Raw genomic sequence first — 19029 nt, 5'->3', positions numbered from 1 at the left:
TAGGGTTGCCTTGCCTCATCGCGCTCGCCGCGAGATCGACCCGAGGGAAGGCCTCCACATGCTGTCTCGTCCCCTTCGGCGCGCCCTGAGCGCCGTCGCCATCTCGGCCGCCGCGGCCCTCGTCGTGGCCGGATGTGCGGCGCAGCCCTCTTCGGCCGACGCCGCCCCTGAGGCCAGCGCCGCGGCTCGCTCCGTCGAGCACGCCCGCGGCGTCACCGAGATTCCCGAGCAGCCCCAGCGCGTCGTGACCCTCGAGCCCCTCGAACTCGACACCGCGGTCTCCGTCGGCATCACGCCGGTCGGAGCCGCGGTCGCGAGTAACGTCGCGGGGATCCCCGCCTACCTCGGCGTCGATGGCGTTCAACCGGTCGGCACGGTACCCGAGCCCGACCTCGAGGCGATCGCCGCGCTCAAGCCCGATCTCATCCTCGGAACCGAGGCGCGTCACTCGAAGCTGTACGACCAGCTGTCCGCGATCGCCCCGACAGTCTTCATCGCGACGCAGGCGGACCCGTGGCGTGACAACGCGGAGCTGATCGGCGAGGCGCTCGGGCGCGAGGATGAGGTCGCGGCGCAGATCGCCGTCGTCGACGACCGCTGCGCCGAAATCGGCGAAGCCCACGATCTCGCCGGCAAGACGGCACAGGTCATCCGCCCCCGCGACGAGACGACCCTCAGCCTGTACGGACCCGTCTCGTTCGCGGGCAGCCTGCTCGAGTGCGTCGGCTACACGACGCCCGCGCACGACTGGGCCGACGGACTGCAGGCCGACATCTCTCCCGAGAACGTCCTCGACGCGCGTGCGGACGCCGTCTTCGTCACGGCATCCGACACGACCGACGCATCGGCGGTTCCGGCGGCGATCACCCAGAACGCGGATGCCTTCCGGTCTGTGACCCTCGTCGACACGAGCACCTGGGTGGCCGGTGTCGGTCCGCGCGGCGCTCAGAGCGTGCTGAGCGACATCGAGCGCTTCCTCGACGGGCGGTGAGCTCGAGAGCCGGACGCGCGGCGGCGGGCGCCGCGATCGCCCTGGCCCTGGTGCTCGTCGTCGCGGCATCCCTGGCCGTCGGGGCGAATCCGCTGTCACTCGACACCGTCATCGGGGTGCTGCGCGGCGAGGGCTCGCCCGAGGCGACGTTCGTCGTCGCCGAGCTCCGCGTTCCGCGGACGGTCGTGGGGCTTATCGCGGGTGCTGCCCTCGGTGTCGCCGGAGCGTTGATGCAGGCCTTCACGCGTAATCCGCTCGCTGATCCCGGCATCCTCGGAGTCAACGCCGGCGCCGCTCTCGCGGTCGCGCTCGGAATGGCGGTCTTCGGCGTCCACGCGACGTCGGGAGCGGTCTGGTTCGCGTTCGTCGGCGCACTCGTCGTCACGGTCGCCGTCTACCTGATCGGCTCGGGCGGGCGCGGGGCGGCGGGACCGATCCGGCTCACGCTCGCGGGTGTCGCGCTCGGTGCCGTGCTGTCGGGCATCACGACGGGCATCGTGCTCAGCGATCCCGACGCCTTCGACGCGATGCGCAGCTGGAACGCCGGGTCGCTCCTGGGTCGCGGCTGGGACACCATCGTGCCGGTCGCGCCTTTCATCGCGCTCGGGCTCGTCCTGGCGCTCGTGCTCGGCGCCGGACTCAACGCCGTCGCACTGGGCGATGACGTCGCTCGGGCGCAGGGGGCGAACCTCGCCGGCATCCGGATCGGCGTCACCGTCGCGGTGACCCTCCTGGCCGGGGCGGCGACGGCACTGGCGGGGCCGATCTCGTTCGTCGGGCTCATGGTGCCGCACATCGCACGCTGGCTGTTCGGTGCCGATCACCGGGTGATCCTCGCCGTCAGCGCCCTGCTCGCCCCGGTCGTCGTGCTCGCCGCGGACGTCGTGGGGCGCGTGCTCATCGCGCCCGCGGAACTGCCGGCCGGCATCGTCACGGCGTTCGTGGGAGCTCCGATCCTCATCGCGCTCGCGCGCCGACGCCGGGCGAGCGCACTGTGAGCGGCGGGCCGCGGATGCTGCGCCTGCGGGTCGGTGGACTGCACGTTCCCGTCCGCCTGCGCAGCGTCGTCGTCGGGATGGCTGCTCTCGTGGTCGCGGGCGTCCTGCTGGTCGTCGCCCTCGGCGCCGGTACGTTCCCCGTCGCGCCGGGCGATGTCATCGCGGCGCTGGCCGGCGCGAGCGACGATGCGCTCGTGCAGACCGTCGTCCGCGAGTGGCGGCTGCCGCGAGCGCTCGGAGCCCTTGGCGTGGGGGCGATCCTCGGGATCGCGGGGGCGCTCTTCCAGACCGTCACCCGCAATCCGCTCGCGAGCCCCGACATCCTGGGGCTGTCGAGCGGAGCGTTCACCGGGATGCTCGCCGCGCTCGTTCTGGTGTCGTCGAGCTGGCCGGTGCTCGTGGGCGGCTCGCTGATCGGTGCTCTCGTCACCGCGGTCGCGATCTGGGCGCTCGCCTGGCGCGGCGGGTTGCAGGGGTTCCGCCTCATCGTCGTCGGCATCGGCGTCTCGGCGATGCTCGCGTCGCTCAACACCTGGATGCTGCTGCAGATCGAGCTCGAGACCGCGATGTTCGCCTCGGCCTGGGGCGCAGGCAGTCTCAACGGCGTCACGGCTCCGGCGGTGGCCGGTGCACTCGCGTGTGCGGCGCCGTTCGTCGCCGTGTCGTTCGCGCTCGTACCGCGGCTGCGTCAGCTCGAGCTCGGTGACGACCTCGCTGCCGCCACCGGCGCCCGACCGCAGCTCGTTCGCACGCTCGCGCTGCTGGTCGGGGTCGTGCTGGTCGCGGCCGCGACGACCGTCGGCGGTCCCATCGCCTTCGTCGCGCTGGCCGCGCCGCAGGTGGGGCGCCTCATCGCGCGCACTCCGCACCTGTCGCTCGGGCTCTCCGCCCTGATCGGCGCCGTGCTGCTGATCGCCTCCGACCTCATCGCGCAGCACGTGCTGCCCGCTCCGCTTCCCGTCGGCGTCGTCACCGTCTCGCTCGGCGGCGCCTACCTCGTCCTCATGATCGTGCTGGAGGTCCGCCGCCGTGCCTGACCCGTTCCCTTCGGCGACATCGCTCGCCGCCGAGTCCGTGACCCTCGCCTACGACGGCGCCGAGATCGTCCGCGATCTGTCGGTGCGAATCGAGCCCGGGTCGTTCACCGTCATCATCGGGCCCAACGCCTGCGGCAAATCCACTCTTCTGCGCGGCCTGTCGCGCCTGCTCGCGCCGCGTGCGGGGAACATCGTGCTCGACGGGCGCGCGATCACCGAGCTGCCCGCGAAGGAGGTCGCCCGCCGACTGGGTCTGCTGCCGCAATCGGCGATCGCGCCCGAGGGCATCACCGTACGCGAGCTCGTCGGACGCGGGCGCTATCCGCACCAGAACCTCTTCCGGCAGTGGTCGGCCGCCGATGATGCGGCCGTCGACGAGGCGCTGGCGGCGACGGGAACGACGCAGCTCGCCTCGCGCGCGGTCGAGGCCCTCTCGGGCGGCCAGCGGCAGCGCGTCTGGGTCGCAATGGTCCTGGCGCAGCAGACGGACCTGCTGCTGCTCGACGAGCCGACGACGTTCCTTGATGTGGCCCACCAGGTCGACCTGATGGAGCTCTTCGCCGAGCTGAACGAGCGGGGCCGTACGATCGTCGCGGTGCTCCACGACCTGAACCACGCCGCCCGGTACGCGAGCCGCATCGTCGCGATGCGAGACGGGCGCATCCTCGCGGAGGGACCCCCGGCGGAGGTGATCACGAGCGAGCGGGTGCAGGAGGTCTTCGGGCTCGCGAACATCGTCGTCGATGATCCGGTCACGGGTGGGCCGCTCGTCGTGCCGCTGCGCGCGCGTCGGCCCAGGGCAGTGACGGGGGAGGAAGCACCGTGAGCCTTGAGCGTCCCTGGGCGTACAGCGCCTTCGTCGTCGAGGTCGCCGCCGTGGCGAGACTGAGCCCCGGCTTCATCCGCATCACCCTTCGCGGGGAGGCGCTGGCGAACTTCGCGCCGTGGGGGCTCGACCAGCGCATCAAGATCGTGTTGCCGATGCCCGGGCGCCCACACCCGGGGCTCGCCGAGTTCGGCCTGCTCGACGAGCCGACCCCGCACCCCTCCGACTGGTACGCCCGGTGGAAGGCGCTCGACGAGGACGACCGCAACGTGCTGCGCACCTATACGCCGTCGGCGATTCGCGTCGCCGAACGCGAGATCGACGTCGACTTCTTCCTGCACGAGCCCGTCGGCCCCGCCTCGGCATGGGCCCTGGCCGCCCGCCCCGGCGACCCGCTCGTCATCACGGGACCCGACGTGCGGATGGGATGGACGGGATACGGCATCCATTGGACGCCGGGCGAGGCGAGCCGTTTCCTCCTCGTGGGCGACGAGACGGCTTTCCCCGCCCTGCGGAACATCGTCGACTCGCTGCCGGAGGAGGCGCAGCCGCACGTGATCGTCGGCGCGGCGGACCCCGCCGACGACCTCGTCACGCGATCGATCGCCGACCGTGCCCTCGTGACGCGTGTCGAGCACCGCGCCGGCGACGACGCCCTCTCCACGGCGGTGCGGTCCTGGGCCGCGGAGCACGGTGCCGCCGCCGCGGCCGACCCGGGCTACGGCGTGTGGCTCGCCGGCGAGTCGGGCGTCGTCACCGGCATCCGCCGGTTCCTGACCGCCGAGGTCGGCATGCCGAAGGAGCGCATCTCGTTCCTCGGGTACTGGCGGCACGGCGGCCCGCTCGTCGGGTGATTCCCGACGCTCGCGCTAACTCCTCATGGTCGGAAGTCGTCTCGGCGGCCATCGCGGGCATCCCGGGCCGTCCGGTGCGGGCAACGCCCGAAAGTGAGGAGTTGGCGCGGCGTGGCGGCGGACGCCACGCTCGATACGCTGGCGGGATGACCCCGCGCGACCTTCCCGGCGGCGCTGTCCTGCGCGCCGCCCGCCCCGGTGACGAGACCGGCATCCTCGCCTGCATCCACGCCCTCGCCGTCTACGAGCGCGAACCGGATGCCGTCGAGAACACCGCCGAGATGCTCACCGAGACGCTGTTCGGACCAGAGCCCCGCGCCTTCTGCCACGTGGTCGAGCGCGACGGCGCGATCATGGGCATCGCGATCTGGTTCCTGACCTATTCGACCTGGACGGGACGCCACGGCATCTGGCTCGAAGACCTCTTCGTCGACGAATCGCAGCGCGGCACCGGCTACGGCAAGGCGCTGATCGCGTCGCTCGCCGAGGTCTGCGTCGAACGCGGATACTCGCGGCTGGAGTGGACCGTCCTCGACTGGAACGCCCCCTCGATCGCGTTCTACCGCTCGATCGGGGCCGAGCCGATGTCGGAGTGGACGACGCAGCGCCTCACCGGCGACGCCCTGCACGCGCTCGCCGGCTGAGTGCTGCCATGCCCCTCGGAGCGCCCCGCGTCAATCCCGGCGACGCGGTCGGAGCGCGCTCGTAGGGTGGACTCATGGCAGATCAGATCCACGTTCCGAACGTGTCACTCAACTCCGGCTTCGAGATCCCGCAGCTCGGCTACGGCGTCTTCAAGGTCGACCCGGCCGAGACCGAGCGTCTCGTCTCCGAGGCCTTCGAGGCGGGCTACCGCCACATCGACACCGCCGCGATCTACGGCAACGAGGAGGGCGTCGGCCGCGCCATCGCCGCGAGCGGCATCCCGCGTGACGAGCTGTTCATCACGACCAAGCTGTGGAACGACCGCCATGGCGGCGATGAGCCCCGCAAGGCACTCTCCGAGAGCCTCGAGAAGCTCGGGCTCGACCACGTCGACCTCTACCTCGTGCACTGGCCGGCCCCCGCCAACGGCAACTACGTCAACGCGTGGCAGAAGCTCATCGAGCTGCGCGACGCGGGCCACACCCGCTCGATCGGCGTCTCGAACCACCTCGTCGAGCACCTCGAGAAGATCCACGCCGAGACCGGTGTGCTCCCCGCCGTCAACCAGATCGAGCTGCACCCGGCCTACCAGCAGAAGGATGTCGTCGACTGGGCGACCGACAAGGGCGTGCGCATCGAGTCGTGGGGTCCGCTCGGTCAGGGCAAGTACGACCTGTTCGGCGCCGAGCCCGTCGCCGAGGCAGCCGCCGCGCACGGCAAGAGCCCGGCTCAGGTCGTGCTGCGCTGGCACCTGCAGCGTGGCTTCATCGTCTTCCCCAAGACGGTCAGCCGCGAGCGCATGGTCGAGAACGCATCGCTGTTCGACTTCGAGCTCACCACGGCGCAGGTCGACGCGATCTCGGCGCTCGACCCGGGCGACGGCTCGGGCCGCGTGAGCGCCCACCCCTCCGAGGTGAACTGACCCCCCTCGGGCCGTTCCGGCTTCGGCTTCGGGCGCAGTTCTCGGCATCCCGCGCAGATTCTTCTGCGGCGGACGTCGGGAACTGCGCCCGATCCGCGTGCGGCCGCCGGTTTCGTAGGCTGGAGGCGTGGCATCCGTTCTCAACGTCTCGGCGTATCTCTTCACGCACATCGCCGACCCCGCCGCACTGCGCGAGGTGCTGCGCGAGCGTGCCGTGGGCGCGGGGCTCAAGGGCACGATCCTGCTGGCCGAGGAGGGCATCAACCTGTTCCTCGCCGGTCCCGAGAGCGATGTCCGGGGCTTCCTCGACGACCTGCGCGCCGACGAGCGCTTCGCAGCGCTGACGGCCAAGGAGAGCTGGTCCGACGATCAGCCGTTCGGCCGGATGCTCGTGAAGGTCAAGCGCGAGATCATCCGCATGGACCGCCCCGCGATCCGCCCCGCCGCCGAACGCGCGCCCAGCGTGTCGCCCGACGACCTGCGGCGCTGGCTGGACCAGGGCCACGACGACACCGGCCGCGAGATCGTGCTGCTCGACACCCGCAACGCGTTCGAGGTCGACTACGGCACCTTCGCGGGCGCCATCGACTGGCGGATCGAGCGGTTCACCCAGTTCCCGGATGCTGCGGCCGTGCATCGCGACCAGCTCGCCGATAAGACGGTCGTCAGCTTCTGCACGGGTGGTATTCGCTGCGAGAAGGCGGCGATCGTCCTGCGCGAGGAGGGGGTCGACGCCTACCAGCTCGAGGGCGGGATCCTCGGCTACTTCGAGCACGCGGGCGGTGCGCACTGGAACGGGGAGTGCTTCGTCTTCGACGAGCGCGAGGCTCTCGCCCCCGACCTGACGGCGCGGCGCTGACGGTGGCGCGAATCGTCGTCCTCACGGGGGCCGGCATCTCCGCCGAGTCGGGCATCCGTACGTTCCGCGCCGCCGACGGGCTCTGGGAGGACCACCGCATCGAGGATGTCGCGACTCCCGAGGGCTATGCGGCCGACCCGGCTCTCGTCCACGCGTTCTACGACGAGCGTCGTCGCGCGGCGGCCGCCGCGGAGCCCAATGCGGCGCATATCGCCCTCGCCGACCTCGAAGCACGGCGCCCGGGCGATGTGCTCATCGTCACGCAGAACATCGACGACCTGCACGAGCGTGCCGGGTCGGTGCGCGTCAGCCACATCCACGGTGAGCTCGAGTCGGCGCTCTGCGAGGCGTGCGGAGAGCGGATGCCGTGGCACGGCGACCTCGCCGACGGGCCGCCCTGCCCCGTGTGCGGAGCCCGAGCGCTCCGCCCCGACGTGGTCTGGTTCGGTGAGGCGGTATATGGGCTCGACGACATCTTCGACGCGGTGGCGCTGTGCGAGCAGTTCTGGGTGATCGGGACGTCGGGGGCGGTCACGCCCGCGGCATCCCTCGTCGCGGTGGCGGCGGAAGCCGGGGCCCGCACCGCTCTGCTGAACCTCGAGGCCTACGAGGACCTTCGCCTGTTCGACGACGTCCTGCTCGGCCCGGCGACGGCGACCGTTCCCGAGTGGGTCGCCCGCTTCTGAGCGTCGCGGTCGGGGGTCGGCGGTAGCGTCATCGCATGGAACCGCATCGGCTCACGCGCGAGCAGGCGCGCCGCGTCATCGTGCGGGCGCAGCTGCTCGAGGCAGACCGTCCCGGCGACGTCGTCGAGGTGGCCGAGCAGATCGGCGCCATCAAGATCGACCCGACGGCCGTCATCGCGCCCAGCGAGCAGGCCATCCCGTGGGCGAGGATCGGCTGGGGATATGAGCCGGGGCAGCTGACGAAGGCCGTCGAAGACGACCGGCAGCTCTTCGAGTACGCCGGATCGTTCCACCCCGCGAGCATGCTGCCCGCGATGCGCGTGCGGATGCGGATGCGTCCTGTGCGCGACAGCACCGCGGCGTGGCTCGAAGCCAACAGCGCGTTCCGGGCCGACGTGCTGGCGCGCCTGCGCGCGGACGGACCGCTGCTGGCGGCCGACATCCCCGACACCGCCGCCGTGCCCGCCGGCAACGACAGCGGCTGGTACAGCGACAACCAGGTGCCGCGCATGCTCGACCTGCTCGAGCGGCTCGGCGAGGTCGCGGTCGTGGGGCGTGCCGGTCGGCTGCGCCGCTGGGATGTCGCCGAGCGGGCGCGTGGTCCCGAGCCCGCTGACCTGACCTACGACGAGGCGGGGGCGATCCTCGACGAGCGCCGCCTGCAGGGCGCGGGGCTCGCGCGGCAGAAGTCGTCGTGGTCGGGGGTCGGGATGGCCGGCGAGCCGGCCTCCGTCGAGGGCAGCACGTGGAAGTGGCGGGTCGACCCGCGGGCGCTCGAAGCCATCGACGACGACCCCGGCGGGAGGGTGGCGATCCTCAATCCGTACGACGGAATGCTGTTTGACCGGCCGCGACTGGTCGAGGCCTTCGATTTCACCTACAAGCTCGAGCAGTTCGTGCCGAAGGCGCAGCGCGTCTACGGCTACTTCGCGCATCCCATCCTCTGCGGCGACCGGTTCATCGGCCTCCTCGACGCGGCGCTCGACAAACCGAAGGAGAACCTCGTCGTCGCGGCGCTGCACGAGCTCGTGCCCTGGGAGAGCGAGGAGCGCGAGATGGTCGAGGCGGAGATCCGCGACCTGGCCGAATGGCTCGGGGTGCCGGTACGCGGACTCGACTGACTCCGCCCCTGGCCTACCAGCCGACCGTCGAGGTCGCAAGTCGGTCGCGATGGCGCCGGTGACGGCGAAGCATGGTGACAGCCCCGCAATCGAAACGAAAGGAGCCGCCCATGGCTCGCATCATCGAGACCACCGACGTCGACGTTCCCGTCTCCGTCGCCTACAACCAGTGGACGCAGTTCGAGTCGTTCCCGCACTTCCTCAGCTTCGTCGAGTCGGTCACCCAGCTCGACGACGGCACGACCCACTGGAAGGTCAAGATCGGCGGGGCTGAGCGCGAGTTCACCGCGAAGATCACCGAGCAGCACCCCGACGAGCGTGTCGCCTGGAACAGCGTCGGCGGCAAGGACGAGCACGCCGGTGTCGTGACCTTCCACAAGCTCAGCGACAACGAGACCCGCGTCACGGTTCAGCTGGACTGGAAGCCCGAGGGCTTCGTCGAGTCGGTCGGCGCGGCCATCGGCATCGACGACCACGCCGTGAAGAAGGACCTCACGCGCTTCAAGGAGTTCATCGAGTCGCGCGGCACCGAGACCGGAGCCTGGCGCGGCGACATCGAGAACTGACCTCGACGCTGACGGCTACGACGAGAGGCCCCTCCGTTCGGCGGAGGGGCCTCTCGTCGCGCTGCGGGGTGGCTGCCGCTCAATCGCTGAGCTTGCGCAGCGCCGAACGCTTGTGGGCCGCCTGGTCGCCGCTCTTCTCCGACTCGACGATGAAGGCCGGCTCGTCGGCGGATGCTGTGAACTTCTGACCCGCGAACTGGAAGTCCTTCTCCTTCTTCTCGACGATCTTCCCCTGCGTCCGCCCTTGGGAGGTGTCCCAGCTGACGCGGTCGCCCTTCGACAGTTCCTGAGCCATGCCGGCTCCTTCCGTTGTGCTTCGGTTGCCGCGATCCTTCCGCCGGCCGGTGCCGGGGGAGAAGTCGTTGACACACCGGGGTCGGATGCGCCAGCACTCCCGTCGACCGGCCGCAGCCTGCGAGACTGCGGGCATGCGCACGATCGTCATCACGGGAGCCAGCGACGGAATCGGGGCGGCCGCGGCGCGGCGCCTCGCGCGAGAGAGGCATCGAGTCGTGCTCGTCGGGCGTTCGCCGGAGAAGACGCGGGCTCTCGCCAGCGAGCTCGGCGCGCCCTACCACCTGGCCGACTACGCCGAGCTCGCGCAGGTGCGTCGGCTCTCCGACGAGCTGCTCGAGGCCTATCCGCGCATCGACGTACTCGCCAACAATGCCGGCGGCATCTTCGGCCCGCGTGCCCTCACCGTCGACGGCTACGAGCAGACCTTCCAGGTCAATCACCTCGCCGGGTTCCTGCTGACGAACCTGCTGCTCGAGCGGCTCATCGAGAGCGAGGCATCCGTCATCCAGACGGCGAGTGTGGCGGCTCGCCTGTTCTCACGGTTCGACGTCACCGACCTGAACGCGGCGAAGCACTACTCGGGACGCATCGCCTACGGCAACGCCAAGCTCGCCGACATCCTGTTCACGCGGGAACTCCAGACCCGGTTCGGCGAACAGGGCATCTCGGCGGCCGCGTTCCACCCCGGCGTCGTCGCGACGCAGTTCGCCGCGAACGTTCCCGGCCCGCTCCGCTGGGTCTACCACAACCCCCTCGCCCGGCGCCTGCTCACGACCACCGACGAGGGCGGCGCTCGACTGGTCTTCCTCGCCGACGGCATCCCCAACCGTGACTGGGTGCCCGGCGCCTACTACGAGAACGACCGTCCGACCCGTTCCCACCGCAATGCGACCGACGCCGACCTCGCCCGCGAGCTCTGGGACCGGAGTGCCGAGATGGTCGCCCTCGCCCGCTGACCCGCCCGCGCCGGCTGTGCTGCGCGAGTACGCACCGTCGCGCCGAAAGCGCACCGTGCAGGGTGCGTTCTCGCGCGGACGGTGCGTGCTCGGCGCGGGATGCGCAAGGGGGTCGGCGGGGGCGCGGGGAGCGCATACCGTGGGGTCGAACGGGAGGACGACATGGTCGACAAGCGCAACGAGCCCCACGGACCCGAGCAGATGCCGGACCGCCACCCCCGGCCCGATCCCACCGATCTCACCAATCAGGCCAGCTTCCGACACGGATCGGCCTCGCGGTGGCTCGTGCCCGCGGGCGTCCTGGCCGCGGTCGCGATCGTGCTCTACGTGCTGGCATTCCAGCTGCAGACGGCGCTGCCCGCGGTCGGCATCATCTTCGCGGTCGTCGGCTGGGCGATGATGGTCGTCGCCGCCCGGTCGTCGGCCGATGCCCCCGTCCGCAATCGGCGGCTGGCCGTCGCGATGGGCATCCTCGCCGTCGGGTCTCTCGCGATCTTCGTGCTCATCTACATCACCGAGACGCTCTAGACCCCGCCGTCGCGCGACGCAAGCACCTCGGTCGTTCCGCGCCTGCCACCTACCGTGGTCGCATGGCGACGGCAGACGCAGCATCCGATCCCCGAGCGACCCGGTCGCACAACGCGCATCACCGGATCGTCGTGGTCGGCGGCGGCAACGGCGGGGTGTCCGCCGCGGCTCGATTGCAGCGGCGCGGACTCGACGACATCGCGCTGATCGAGCCGAAGGACGTCCACGAGTATCAGCCGCTGTTCTCGCACGTCGCCGGCGGCACCGCGCGCATCAGCGAGACGGTCCGGCCACAGCGCAGCGTCATCCCCGACGGCGTCCGGTGGATCCAGGATGCCGTCGTCTCGGTCGACCCGCGTCGATCGGTCGTCCGCCTGATCTCGGGCGACGAGATCGGCTACGACCACCTCGTCCTCAGCCCCGGGATGCAGAAGGACTGGGCGAGCGTTCCGGGCCTCGCCGAGTCGATCGGCACGGGCGACGTCACCACGCACTACGAGGGCGACCTCGCGGCGCGCACGTCGCTGCGCCTGCGCGATCTGCGGCAGGGCACCGTCGTCTTCACGCAGCCCGCAGGCCCCGCCTCGTGTGCGGGTGCCTCGCAGAAACCCATGTACCAGGCGTGCGATTACTGGCAGCGCACCGGTGTGCTCGACGACATCAGAGTCGTCCTCGTCGTGCCGGAGAGCACCGTGTTCGGCATCCCGGCCTTCGACCACGAGATCCAGCGGGCGATCGACCGTTACGGCATCGAGCTGCGGACGCAGAGCGCGTTGATCGAGGTGGATGCCGCGGCTTCCGAAGTCGTCATCGGCTCGCCCTCCGGCATCGAACGCCTCCGGTTCGATCTCGTCAACGTGGTGCCGCCGCAGTCGGCGCCCGACTGGATCCGCGCCTCGGGCCTGGCAGCGGACGGCAATGCGGACGGGTTCGTCGACGTCGACCCCGAGACCCTCCGCCACAGGCGCTTCGGCAACGTGTGGGCCATCGGTGACGCCGCCGCGACGACGAACTCGAAGAGCGGGGGAGCGCTGCGCAAGCAGACCATGGTGCTCGCGAAGAACCTCGCGGCCGTCGCCTCGGGTGGCGAACCCCGTGCGCGGTACGACGGCTACGGCGTATGCCCGATGACGGTGTCGCGTTCGAGCGTCGTGTGGGCCGAGTTCGGGCCCACCGGCGATCTCATGCCGACGATCCCCTTCTTCCGCCGCATGTACCGCGAGAGCGCGCTGTCGTGGTTCTTCGACCGGCGCGTGCTGCCCTGGGTCTACTGGAACCTCATCCTCACCGGGAGGGCGTGACGCCCGCGGCGTCGTGGTCGGCGTCGCTGCCCGCCGCGGGCGTGCGCTCGACTGTCAGCCGCACGCGGGCCACGAGGATGCCGGCGATCAGCGCGCCGAGTCCACCGACGGCCATGTCGCCGATCGTGTCGTCGTAGGTCACGAGGATGGTGTCGACGAACGCCTTGCCGACCCACTCCACGATCTCCCAGAGGGCGGCGAAGGCGAGACCGAACGCCGTCGTGTTGATGAGGCCGGTCCGCCGCCGGAAGCCCGCGGCGCCGGGAAGCGGCACGATCGAGACCCGAGCCGCCGCGATGTAGGCGAGCGCTGCGAGGACGCCCGTGCAAACGAGATGCACGGGGATGTCCCACGGTGGGACGCTGCGATACAGATCGACGACGTTGCTCCACGCCGCCACCAGGACCGTGATGCCGCACACGATGTCGAATGCGGGACGGACGCCGACGAACCGCGGTGCGACGAGTGCGGGAAGGGCGAAGGCGAGGATGCCGGCGTCCGTGGGCTCGAACCTCAGCACCGCGACCACGATGCTGAGGACGCCGCACAGCCGCACCGCGTCCGCGGCGACAGCGCTCGTGGTGCGGGGCGGTCGGAGGAAGTTGTCGATCATGACGGGCCGGCTCACGACTGCTCCCTGCTCAGGCGGAGGAGGATGTGCATCCCGAGGTGATCGGAGGGCGCGGCGCCGTCGCTCGTCCGGGTGTCGACCGCGGCGCGCATGACGCGGGTGCGCCGGTCGACCGCGATCCAGTCGATCGGGCCTTTCCGCACGCGCGGTGGGTGATATCCGCCGTAGGTGTCCCAGAGCGGGGTCGTCCGGACCTCCGCCGCATGCCACGCATCCACCAGGTCGCTGCTGAACAACGCCGCGAGAGGTGCCGAACCCGGCCCGGCGTTCATGTCGCCCATGACGACCACCGGGCCCGCGGTCTCGGCGGCGAGGTCGTGCAGGAGCCATGCCGAGCGCAGCCGTGACCGCGCGGAGAACACGTCGAGATGGGTGTTGAGAACGGTCAGGCCGCTGCCGGTGACCCGATCGCGGAAGGCGGCCCGGACGACCACCCGCGGCACGGGATTGCCCCACGACATCGATCCCGCGACCTCGGGCGTCTCGGAGAGAGCGAGCTGCTCGTGACCGGTGAGCTGCAGCCGGTCGCTGTCGAAGAAGATCGGGCAGCCTTCGCCGCGGCCGTCGGCGCCCCGGCCATGACCGACGAAGCGGTAGGCCGTGCCGAGCGAGGCGCGCACCAGGTCGGCCTGATCGGGCATCGCCTCCTGCGTTCCGAGGATGGCGGGCGGGTCGGCGTGGAGCACCGTGGCCAGGCGCCGGCCGCGCACCGACCAACGGTCGTTCGGGGGCCAGGTGGGGCCGTCGATGCGGCGCCGGATGTTCCAGGTCGCGACGTGGAGGTCGTGAGGATGCATCTCGTCGGGACCGAACATGCGCGGCATCGCCGCAGCCGTGCCCGTCGAGACCGTCATGGGCTGACCTGCGCGGACAGCGCCGAGGCCGGGTGCTCCGGGGCCACGCGCTGCGCGCGGCGGAGCCGCCGGGCGACGCGGCGGTGCGGCAGCTCGTCCGGCCAGTGGGTGAGGACGGTGCGGAAGCCGCGGGCGATACGCGTGCGGAAGGCTCGCCCGTCGTCGAAGGGTCGCATCGAGATCCCCATGTCGGCACGGCGCGAGTACGCGATGCGGTGTCGCCCGCCGAGGTGGAACGCGAGGTCGAAGTCGTCGTGCACCTCTGCGTCGCCGCGGTGGACCTCCGTCCGTACGCTGCGCCAGGCCGCGCGACGGAAGGCGAGGTTGGAGCCGAACAACGGCAGGTGGCCGAGAGCGGCGAAGCCCAGCAGTGCATAGAGTCCCAGGTACGTCGCTGCGAGCGGTACCCGCAGGGCGCGGGGCCCGTCGACGAAGTGCGCGGCGCCGGTCAGGACATCGACGTCAGGCCGCTGGGCGAAGTCGCGACGGAAGTCCGCGACCCACGTCGGATCCGGAAGCGAATCGGCGTCCAGGCGCAGCACGAGATCGCCGGTCGCATGGTCGTAGCCGGTGGCGGCCGCCGCCGGGATGCCGGCGGTCACGCACTCGACGACCCGTGCACCCGCGGCTCGCGCGACCTCGGCGGAGTCGTCGCGTGAACCGTTGTCGACGACGACGATCTCATCGGGCTGTTCGGACTGCTGGGCGAGAGCGCGCAGACACCGCCGCAGCATCACAGCATCGTCTTTCACCGGGATCACGACCGAGACGGTCGGACGGTGCAGCGGGGGCTGGCGTTCGAGTGTCATCGGACCTCACGCTACGGCGGGCGCGGGAGCGGCGGGAGCGGCTTGACAGTGCTCCGGCCCGCCGTCAATGACATGCTGGAGGTATGCCTCAGCAGAGCGATCTCCTCGCCGTCCTCGTCGATGCCGACAACGTCTCGCCATCGCGGATCGGCGGAGTACTCGCCGAGATCGCCACCTACGGCACCGCCTCGGTCAAGCGCGTGTACGGCGACTGGACCAAGTCGCAGCTGCGCGGATGGAAGGATGCCGCGAGCGAGCACGTCATCCAGCCGATGCAGCAGTTCGACAACACGACGGGCAAGAACGCGACCGACAGTGCGCTGATCATCGACGCGATGGACCTGCTGTACACGCGCCGATTCCAGGGGTTCTGCATCGTCTCGAGCGACAGCGACTTCACGCGCCTCGCCTCGCGCATCCGCGAGGAGGGTGTGACCGTCTACGGCTTCGGCGAGCGGAAGACGCCCGAGGCCTTCCGCAACGCCTGCGATCAGTTCACCTACCTCGAGGTGCTCGGAGTCGTCGACGAGAAGGATGCCGCCCGCTCGACGACGGCTGAGCGCTGGACGTCCGCGGCGCTGCGCGGCGATGCGCGCCTCGTGGCTCTCCTCCGGAGCGCCGTCGAGACGGCTTCCGCCGATGACGGCTGGTCCGACCTCGGGACGGTGGGGCAGCTCATGCGCAAGCAGCAGCCCGACTTCGACCCCCGCAACTGGGGTTACGCGAAACTCTCGGATCTCGTGCGGGCGGTGGGGCTGTTCACGATCGAGTCGAAGCCGGGCGGGATGTCGCTTCGCCCGAAGGACGCAGCGGGCGTGAAGGGCTCCGACGACACCCCTGCGGATGCGTCCGCGAAGGGGCGCGGCGACGCTCGCGGCGAGGCCGAAGCCGGGACGACCGGCGGTCGCTCGCGGCGCAAGCCGTCCCGCGCCAAGAGCGCCGCGCAGGACGCTGAGCCGCCGGCCCCGGAGGTCGCCGCCGAGGCGCGTGACGAGGGCTCGCGGGCGATGCCTCCGGCAGAACCGACGAGCGGATCGACGCCGCGCAACCGCCGTCCGATGATCGAGCAGCTCACGCTGGGCGCAGCCCTGGATGCGGCTCTCGACGCGGTCTCGTCGGCGGCGCGCGGCAACGCCGCAGCGTCCGCAGCGCCGTCGGAGAGCACGGAGACGGCGGCCGGCGTGGCAACTATCGAGCCCGCGCCGGCATCCGACGCGACCGAGACCTCGGACGTCGCGAGCACTGACGAGCCGGCGGTTTCGGCTGACGCCGCTCCGGTCACGGATGAGGCGCCCGCTGCGGGCCGGGCCGGGAAGAAGACCGGCGGGAGGACAGCGGCGAAGACGAGCGCGAAGTCCGAAGCGGAGACGACGTCGGCGAGCGGCGAGTCGAAGACCCGGACCCCTCGCAGAACCGGTGCCCGCACCGCCGCGAAGCGCGCGACGGACGCCGACGCGTCGACGGAGACGCAGACGGACGAGGCTGCGCCGGCTCCGAGCACCGATGCGGCGTCCGCCCCCGCGGCTGACGTCGAGCCCGTCGCCGAGTCCGTTCCGGCTGAGACCGAGCCTTCGACCGACGCCCCGGTTCGGCCGAAGCGCGCTTCGCGGAGCCGGGCCGCCGCTCCGAAGACACCGTCGGATGAAGCCGATACCGAAGCCGAAGCCGAAGCCGGGGCCGATGCCGAGGCGCCCACTCGGCCGAAGCGGGCACCCCGCAGCCGGAAGGCTCCGGTGACGGACGCTCCCGCGGAGCCCGCCGTGGAGCCGCGCGCCGAAGAGCCCGCGGCGGCAGCCGCCCCCGTCAAGCGGACGCCACGCCGGGCATCACGCCCCGGTTCATCCGCGAGCTGATCCGCAGGTCACCCGGGGTCAGCCGCGGCTGCGGCGCAGCGCTGCGGCGACCGTACGCCGGCGTCGCCGGGCCGGGACGACGGGGACCGGCTGCGTGACCACCGCATCGACGACCATCGATCCGCTCGCGGGGCCGACGACCGGAACGGGAGTCGTGGCCGCGCTGATGTGATCCGCGCGTGCGACCGGCATGCTCGCGAGTTCGCGACGCGCTCGCAGGTAGGCCGGGATCAGGATGGCGGTGGCACCGAGCCAGGCGAGGGGGTTGCTCCACGCGACCCCCGCGAAACCGATGAGCGCGCCGAGCACGACAGCGGCTCCGGCGCGCATGAAGAGCTCGACGATTCCGGTGATGGTCGGCACGAGAGTGTGGCCGAGGCCCTGCAGCGCCCCGCGGAGCACGAACAGGACGCCCAGCGCCGTATAGGTCGCGCCGTTGATGATCAGCATGAGGGCGGCGAGCGAGACCACGTCGTCCGAGCCGTCACCGACGAACAGGCGGACGAGCGGCGCCCCGAGAGTGATGAGCACCGCGCCGAGTCCGACAGCGCCGATCACGGCCATCCACGTCGCCTGTGCGACGCCCTGGCGGATGCGGTCGGGACGTCCACCGCCGTAGTTCTGCGCGACGAACATCGAGACGGCGAGTCCCAGCGACTGCAGCAGAGCGATCGCGAGCCCGTCGACGCGTGAAGCGGTCGTGTAGGCGGCGACGGCGTCGGCGCCGAGCTCGTTCAGGCGCACCTGCACCGCGAGCGTGCCGATCGCGATGATCGACGCCTGGAAACCCATCGGCAGTCCGAGTCGCAGGTGCAGGGCGAGGTCGGCGCGCGTGATGCGCCAGTCGGCGCGCCGCATGCGCAGGACCGGGATGCGGCGGCGGATGTAGTCGAGGCACAGCCCGACCGACAACGCCTGCGACACGACCGTCGCCAGGGCGGCGCCACCGACGCCCCATCCGAGCGGCCCGACCATCAGCACGACGAGCACGACGTTGAAGACGCATGCCACCGTCAGGAAGATCAGCGGAGTGCGGGAGTCGCCGATCGCGCGGATGATCGCCGCCAGGTAGTTGAAGAACATCGTCGCCCCGGCGCCGAGGAAGCTGACGACGGCGAAGGTCGTCGCATCATCGAGGAGCTCGGGGGGAGTCTGCAGCAGTTCGAGCAGGGGACGCGACAGGAACGGAGCCACGACGGTGAGGACGACGCTCGTCATCGCGGTCAGCGTGGCGCCGGCCGCGACCGACCGGCGGACCGCGGCGTGATCGCCCGCGCCGAAGGCCTGCGCCGTCGGGATCGCGAATCCGGAGGTGAGTCCCCACGCGAACCCGATGAGCAGGAACAGCATCGAGCCGGTCGCGCCGACGGCGGCGAGAGAGTCGACGCCGAGCCAGCGCCCGACCACGACCGCATCGACGATGTGGTACATCTGCTGCACCACGTTGCCGATCAGGAGAGGCACCGAGAACGCGAGGATGACGCGCCAGGGGCTGCCGGTGGTGAGGGTGCGGGACATCGCGGTGGCCTTCGAGAAGATGCGGGCACGACAACGGCGGCGCCGGAGCGCCGCCGTCAATCAGTGTATCGAATCGATTCGAGATGCGCCAAGGGATATCCCGCATGCGCGCTCGCGGTGTCAGCGGGAGGACCCCTTGCGGGGCTTCAGGAACGCGCCGTCCTCCTGCTTCTCGCGCTTGGCCGCGCGTTTTTCTTTCAACGACAATTGCGGCGCCTTTTTGTCGCCTCGTGTGCGTGGTGTCTTGGTCGACATGAGAACTCGCTTCCCCTCGTGGCTGGCGTGTGACTCCCGACCATAGCCCGGAAGAAAAAGAAGTCAAATCCGCTTTTCGGGCCGCCTCGGCGCAGCTTGCTTTTCTGTGCGGACTGGCTATGGTGGGTGGTCACCGCCCCGTTGTTTCGCCCTTGCAGGCTTGAGACCGGGGTTTTTCGCGCACCAGAAAAATCAGAACGGAAGAAAAATGGAAAAGACCGCCGACGCGACGTCGAGCGACGTTCGAATGCGCCTCGAAGCGCTGCTCGCCGAACGCCGCGAGCTGCTGCAGGATATCGAGCCGCGCGCGGTTCCTTCCGTCGACCCGGTGGCATATCAGACCGCCGCATCGCACCGCGCCACGATCACCCTGATCACCGAGGCCCTGGATCGCGTCGACGCGGGCTCGTACGGGCGCTGCGTCGGATGCGGCCGCGCGATCGCGCCGGCACGCCTGGAAGCGGTGCCCTACGCTCCCGCGTGCATCGAGTGTCAGAGCCGGGCCGAGACGGCCTAGGCGCT

Annotated in this window: 22 protein-coding genes; 16 read left to right on the top strand and 6 right to left on the bottom strand. The window is 70.9% G+C overall.

The annotated features are described in order from the left end of the window. The first annotated feature begins 58 nt into the window (after window positions 1–58). The 11 genes from ABIC53_RS08465 to ABIC53_RS08415 all read left to right on the top strand — a co-directional run bounded on the left by ABIC53_RS08465 (window position 59) and on the right by ABIC53_RS08415 (window position 9505). On the top strand, window positions 59–991 hold the full coding sequence (locus tag ABIC53_RS08465; protein WP_354451102.1) for an ABC transporter substrate-binding protein: 933 nt from the start codon (window positions 59–61) through the stop codon (window positions 989–991). Further along, window positions 988–1989, top strand: a complete 1002-nt coding sequence (locus ABIC53_RS08460; RefSeq protein ID WP_274177479.1) for a FecCD family ABC transporter permease — start codon at window positions 988–990, stop codon at window positions 1987–1989. Before ABIC53_RS08465 ends, ABIC53_RS08460 begins: the two co-directional genes overlap by 4 nt. After that, entirely contained in the window at window positions 1986–3026 is a 1041-nt protein-coding gene (locus ABIC53_RS08455) for a FecCD family ABC transporter permease (protein WP_354451101.1), read from the top strand. Before ABIC53_RS08460 ends, ABIC53_RS08455 begins: the two co-directional genes overlap by 4 nt. Continuing rightward, window positions 3019–3852: an ABC transporter ATP-binding protein gene (locus ABIC53_RS08450; protein ID WP_354451099.1), complete on the top strand. Its 834-nt coding sequence runs from the start codon at window positions 3019–3021 to the stop codon at window positions 3850–3852. Before ABIC53_RS08455 ends, ABIC53_RS08450 begins: the two co-directional genes overlap by 8 nt. After that, a complete protein-coding gene (locus ABIC53_RS08445; protein ID WP_274177482.1) occupies window positions 3849–4706 on the top strand; it encodes a siderophore-interacting protein in 858 nt (285 codons plus the stop codon). Before ABIC53_RS08450 ends, ABIC53_RS08445 begins: the two co-directional genes overlap by 4 nt. Window positions 4707–4852: 146 nt before the next feature. Further along, window positions 4853–5350, top strand: coding sequence for a GNAT family N-acetyltransferase (locus tag ABIC53_RS08440; RefSeq protein WP_354451096.1), 498 nt, complete (start codon window positions 4853–4855; stop codon window positions 5348–5350). A 74-nt stretch (window positions 5351–5424) separates the two neighbouring features. Beyond that, window positions 5425–6273, top strand: coding sequence for an aldo/keto reductase (locus tag ABIC53_RS08435; RefSeq protein ID WP_354451094.1), 849 nt, complete (start codon window positions 5425–5427; stop codon window positions 6271–6273). A 127-nt stretch (window positions 6274–6400) separates the two neighbouring features. Beyond that, the gene (locus ABIC53_RS08430; protein WP_354451092.1) at window positions 6401–7132 is read left to right on the top strand and encodes a sulfurtransferase; all 732 of its coding nucleotides are present in this window, start codon (window positions 6401–6403) and stop codon (window positions 7130–7132) included. A 2-nt stretch (window positions 7133–7134) separates the two neighbouring features. After that, the gene (locus ABIC53_RS08425) at window positions 7135–7818 is read left to right on the top strand and encodes an NAD-dependent deacylase (RefSeq protein ID WP_354451090.1); all 684 of its coding nucleotides are present in this window, start codon (window positions 7135–7137) and stop codon (window positions 7816–7818) included. 35 nt (window positions 7819–7853) lie between these two features. Beyond that, entirely contained in the window at window positions 7854–8939 is a 1086-nt protein-coding gene (locus ABIC53_RS08420) for a winged helix DNA-binding domain-containing protein (protein WP_354451088.1), read from the top strand. A gap of 110 nt (window positions 8940–9049) precedes the next feature. Then, the gene (locus ABIC53_RS08415) at window positions 9050–9505 is read left to right on the top strand and encodes an SRPBCC family protein (RefSeq protein WP_354451087.1); all 456 of its coding nucleotides are present in this window, start codon (window positions 9050–9052) and stop codon (window positions 9503–9505) included. 79 nt (window positions 9506–9584) lie between these two features. Here ABIC53_RS08415 and ABIC53_RS08410 read toward each other — a convergent pair whose 3' ends face one another. After that, window positions 9585–9800 carry a hypervirulence associated TUDOR domain-containing protein gene (locus ABIC53_RS08410; RefSeq protein ID WP_112613597.1) on the bottom strand — a complete coding sequence of 72 codons (216 nt, stop codon included), beginning with the start codon at window positions 9798–9800 and terminating at the stop codon, window positions 9585–9587. 133 nt (window positions 9801–9933) lie between these two features. Here ABIC53_RS08410 and ABIC53_RS08405 point away from each other — a divergent pair, with 133 nt between their 5' ends. The 3 genes from ABIC53_RS08405 to ABIC53_RS08395 all read left to right on the top strand — a co-directional run bounded on the left by ABIC53_RS08405 (window position 9934) and on the right by ABIC53_RS08395 (window position 12587). After that, a complete protein-coding gene (locus ABIC53_RS08405) occupies window positions 9934–10758 on the top strand; it encodes an SDR family NAD(P)-dependent oxidoreductase (RefSeq protein WP_323987373.1) in 825 nt (274 codons plus the stop codon). 162 nt (window positions 10759–10920) lie between these two features. Continuing rightward, on the top strand, window positions 10921–11286 hold the full coding sequence (locus tag ABIC53_RS08400) for a hypothetical protein (RefSeq protein ID WP_269267484.1): 366 nt from the start codon (window positions 10921–10923) through the stop codon (window positions 11284–11286). A gap of 62 nt (window positions 11287–11348) precedes the next feature. Further along, window positions 11349–12587: an NAD(P)/FAD-dependent oxidoreductase gene (locus tag ABIC53_RS08395; RefSeq protein WP_354451084.1), complete on the top strand. Its 1239-nt coding sequence runs from the start codon at window positions 11349–11351 to the stop codon at window positions 12585–12587. Here the strand turns inward: ABIC53_RS08395 and ABIC53_RS08390 are convergent. The 3 genes from ABIC53_RS08390 to ABIC53_RS08380 are packed head-to-tail and all read right to left on the bottom strand — an operon-like array spanning window position 12571 to window position 14881. Next, on the bottom strand, window positions 12571–13215 hold the full coding sequence (locus tag ABIC53_RS08390) for a DUF2238 domain-containing protein (protein ID WP_354451082.1): 645 nt from the start codon (window positions 13213–13215) through the stop codon (window positions 12571–12573). The two genes, ABIC53_RS08395 and ABIC53_RS08390, sit on opposite strands and share 17 nt — an antisense overlap. Beyond that, on the bottom strand, window positions 13212–14072 hold the full coding sequence (locus tag ABIC53_RS08385; protein WP_282502229.1) for an endonuclease/exonuclease/phosphatase family protein: 861 nt from the start codon (window positions 14070–14072) through the stop codon (window positions 13212–13214). The genes ABIC53_RS08390 and ABIC53_RS08385 overlap by 4 nt, the downstream gene beginning before the upstream one ends. Then, entirely contained in the window at window positions 14069–14881 is an 813-nt protein-coding gene (locus ABIC53_RS08380) for a glycosyltransferase family 2 protein (RefSeq protein WP_282502230.1), read from the bottom strand. The genes ABIC53_RS08385 and ABIC53_RS08380 overlap by 4 nt, the downstream gene beginning before the upstream one ends. Window positions 14882–14964: 83 nt before the next feature. On the opposite strand from ABIC53_RS08380, the gene ABIC53_RS08375 reads away from it, so the two are divergent. Further along, window positions 14965–16734, top strand: a complete 1770-nt coding sequence (locus ABIC53_RS08375; protein WP_282502231.1) for an NYN domain-containing protein — start codon at window positions 14965–14967, stop codon at window positions 16732–16734. An 18-nt stretch (window positions 16735–16752) separates the two neighbouring features. Here ABIC53_RS08375 and ABIC53_RS08370 read toward each other — a convergent pair whose 3' ends face one another. Then, window positions 16753–18252 (bottom strand): MATE family efflux transporter, encoded by a 1500-nt coding sequence (locus ABIC53_RS08370; RefSeq protein WP_282502232.1) that lies wholly within the window; start codon window positions 18250–18252, stop codon window positions 16753–16755. A 120-nt stretch (window positions 18253–18372) separates the two neighbouring features. Beyond that, window positions 18373–18507: a hypothetical protein gene (locus ABIC53_RS08365; RefSeq protein WP_274177495.1), complete on the bottom strand. Its 135-nt coding sequence runs from the start codon at window positions 18505–18507 to the stop codon at window positions 18373–18375. Between the two features lie 208 nt (window positions 18508–18715). Here ABIC53_RS08365 and ABIC53_RS08360 point away from each other — a divergent pair, with 208 nt between their 5' ends. Then, window positions 18716–19024, top strand: a complete 309-nt coding sequence (locus ABIC53_RS08360; protein WP_114588055.1) for a TraR/DksA family transcriptional regulator — start codon at window positions 18716–18718, stop codon at window positions 19022–19024. The last annotated feature ends 5 nt before the right edge of the window (window positions 19025–19029 follow it).

The organism is Microbacterium sp. 1262, from assembly GCF_040544895.1.
Lineage (GTDB): Bacteria > Actinomycetota > Actinomycetes > Actinomycetales > Microbacteriaceae > Microbacterium > Microbacterium plantarum.
This window is presented reverse-complemented; position numbering and strand designations above follow the sequence as displayed.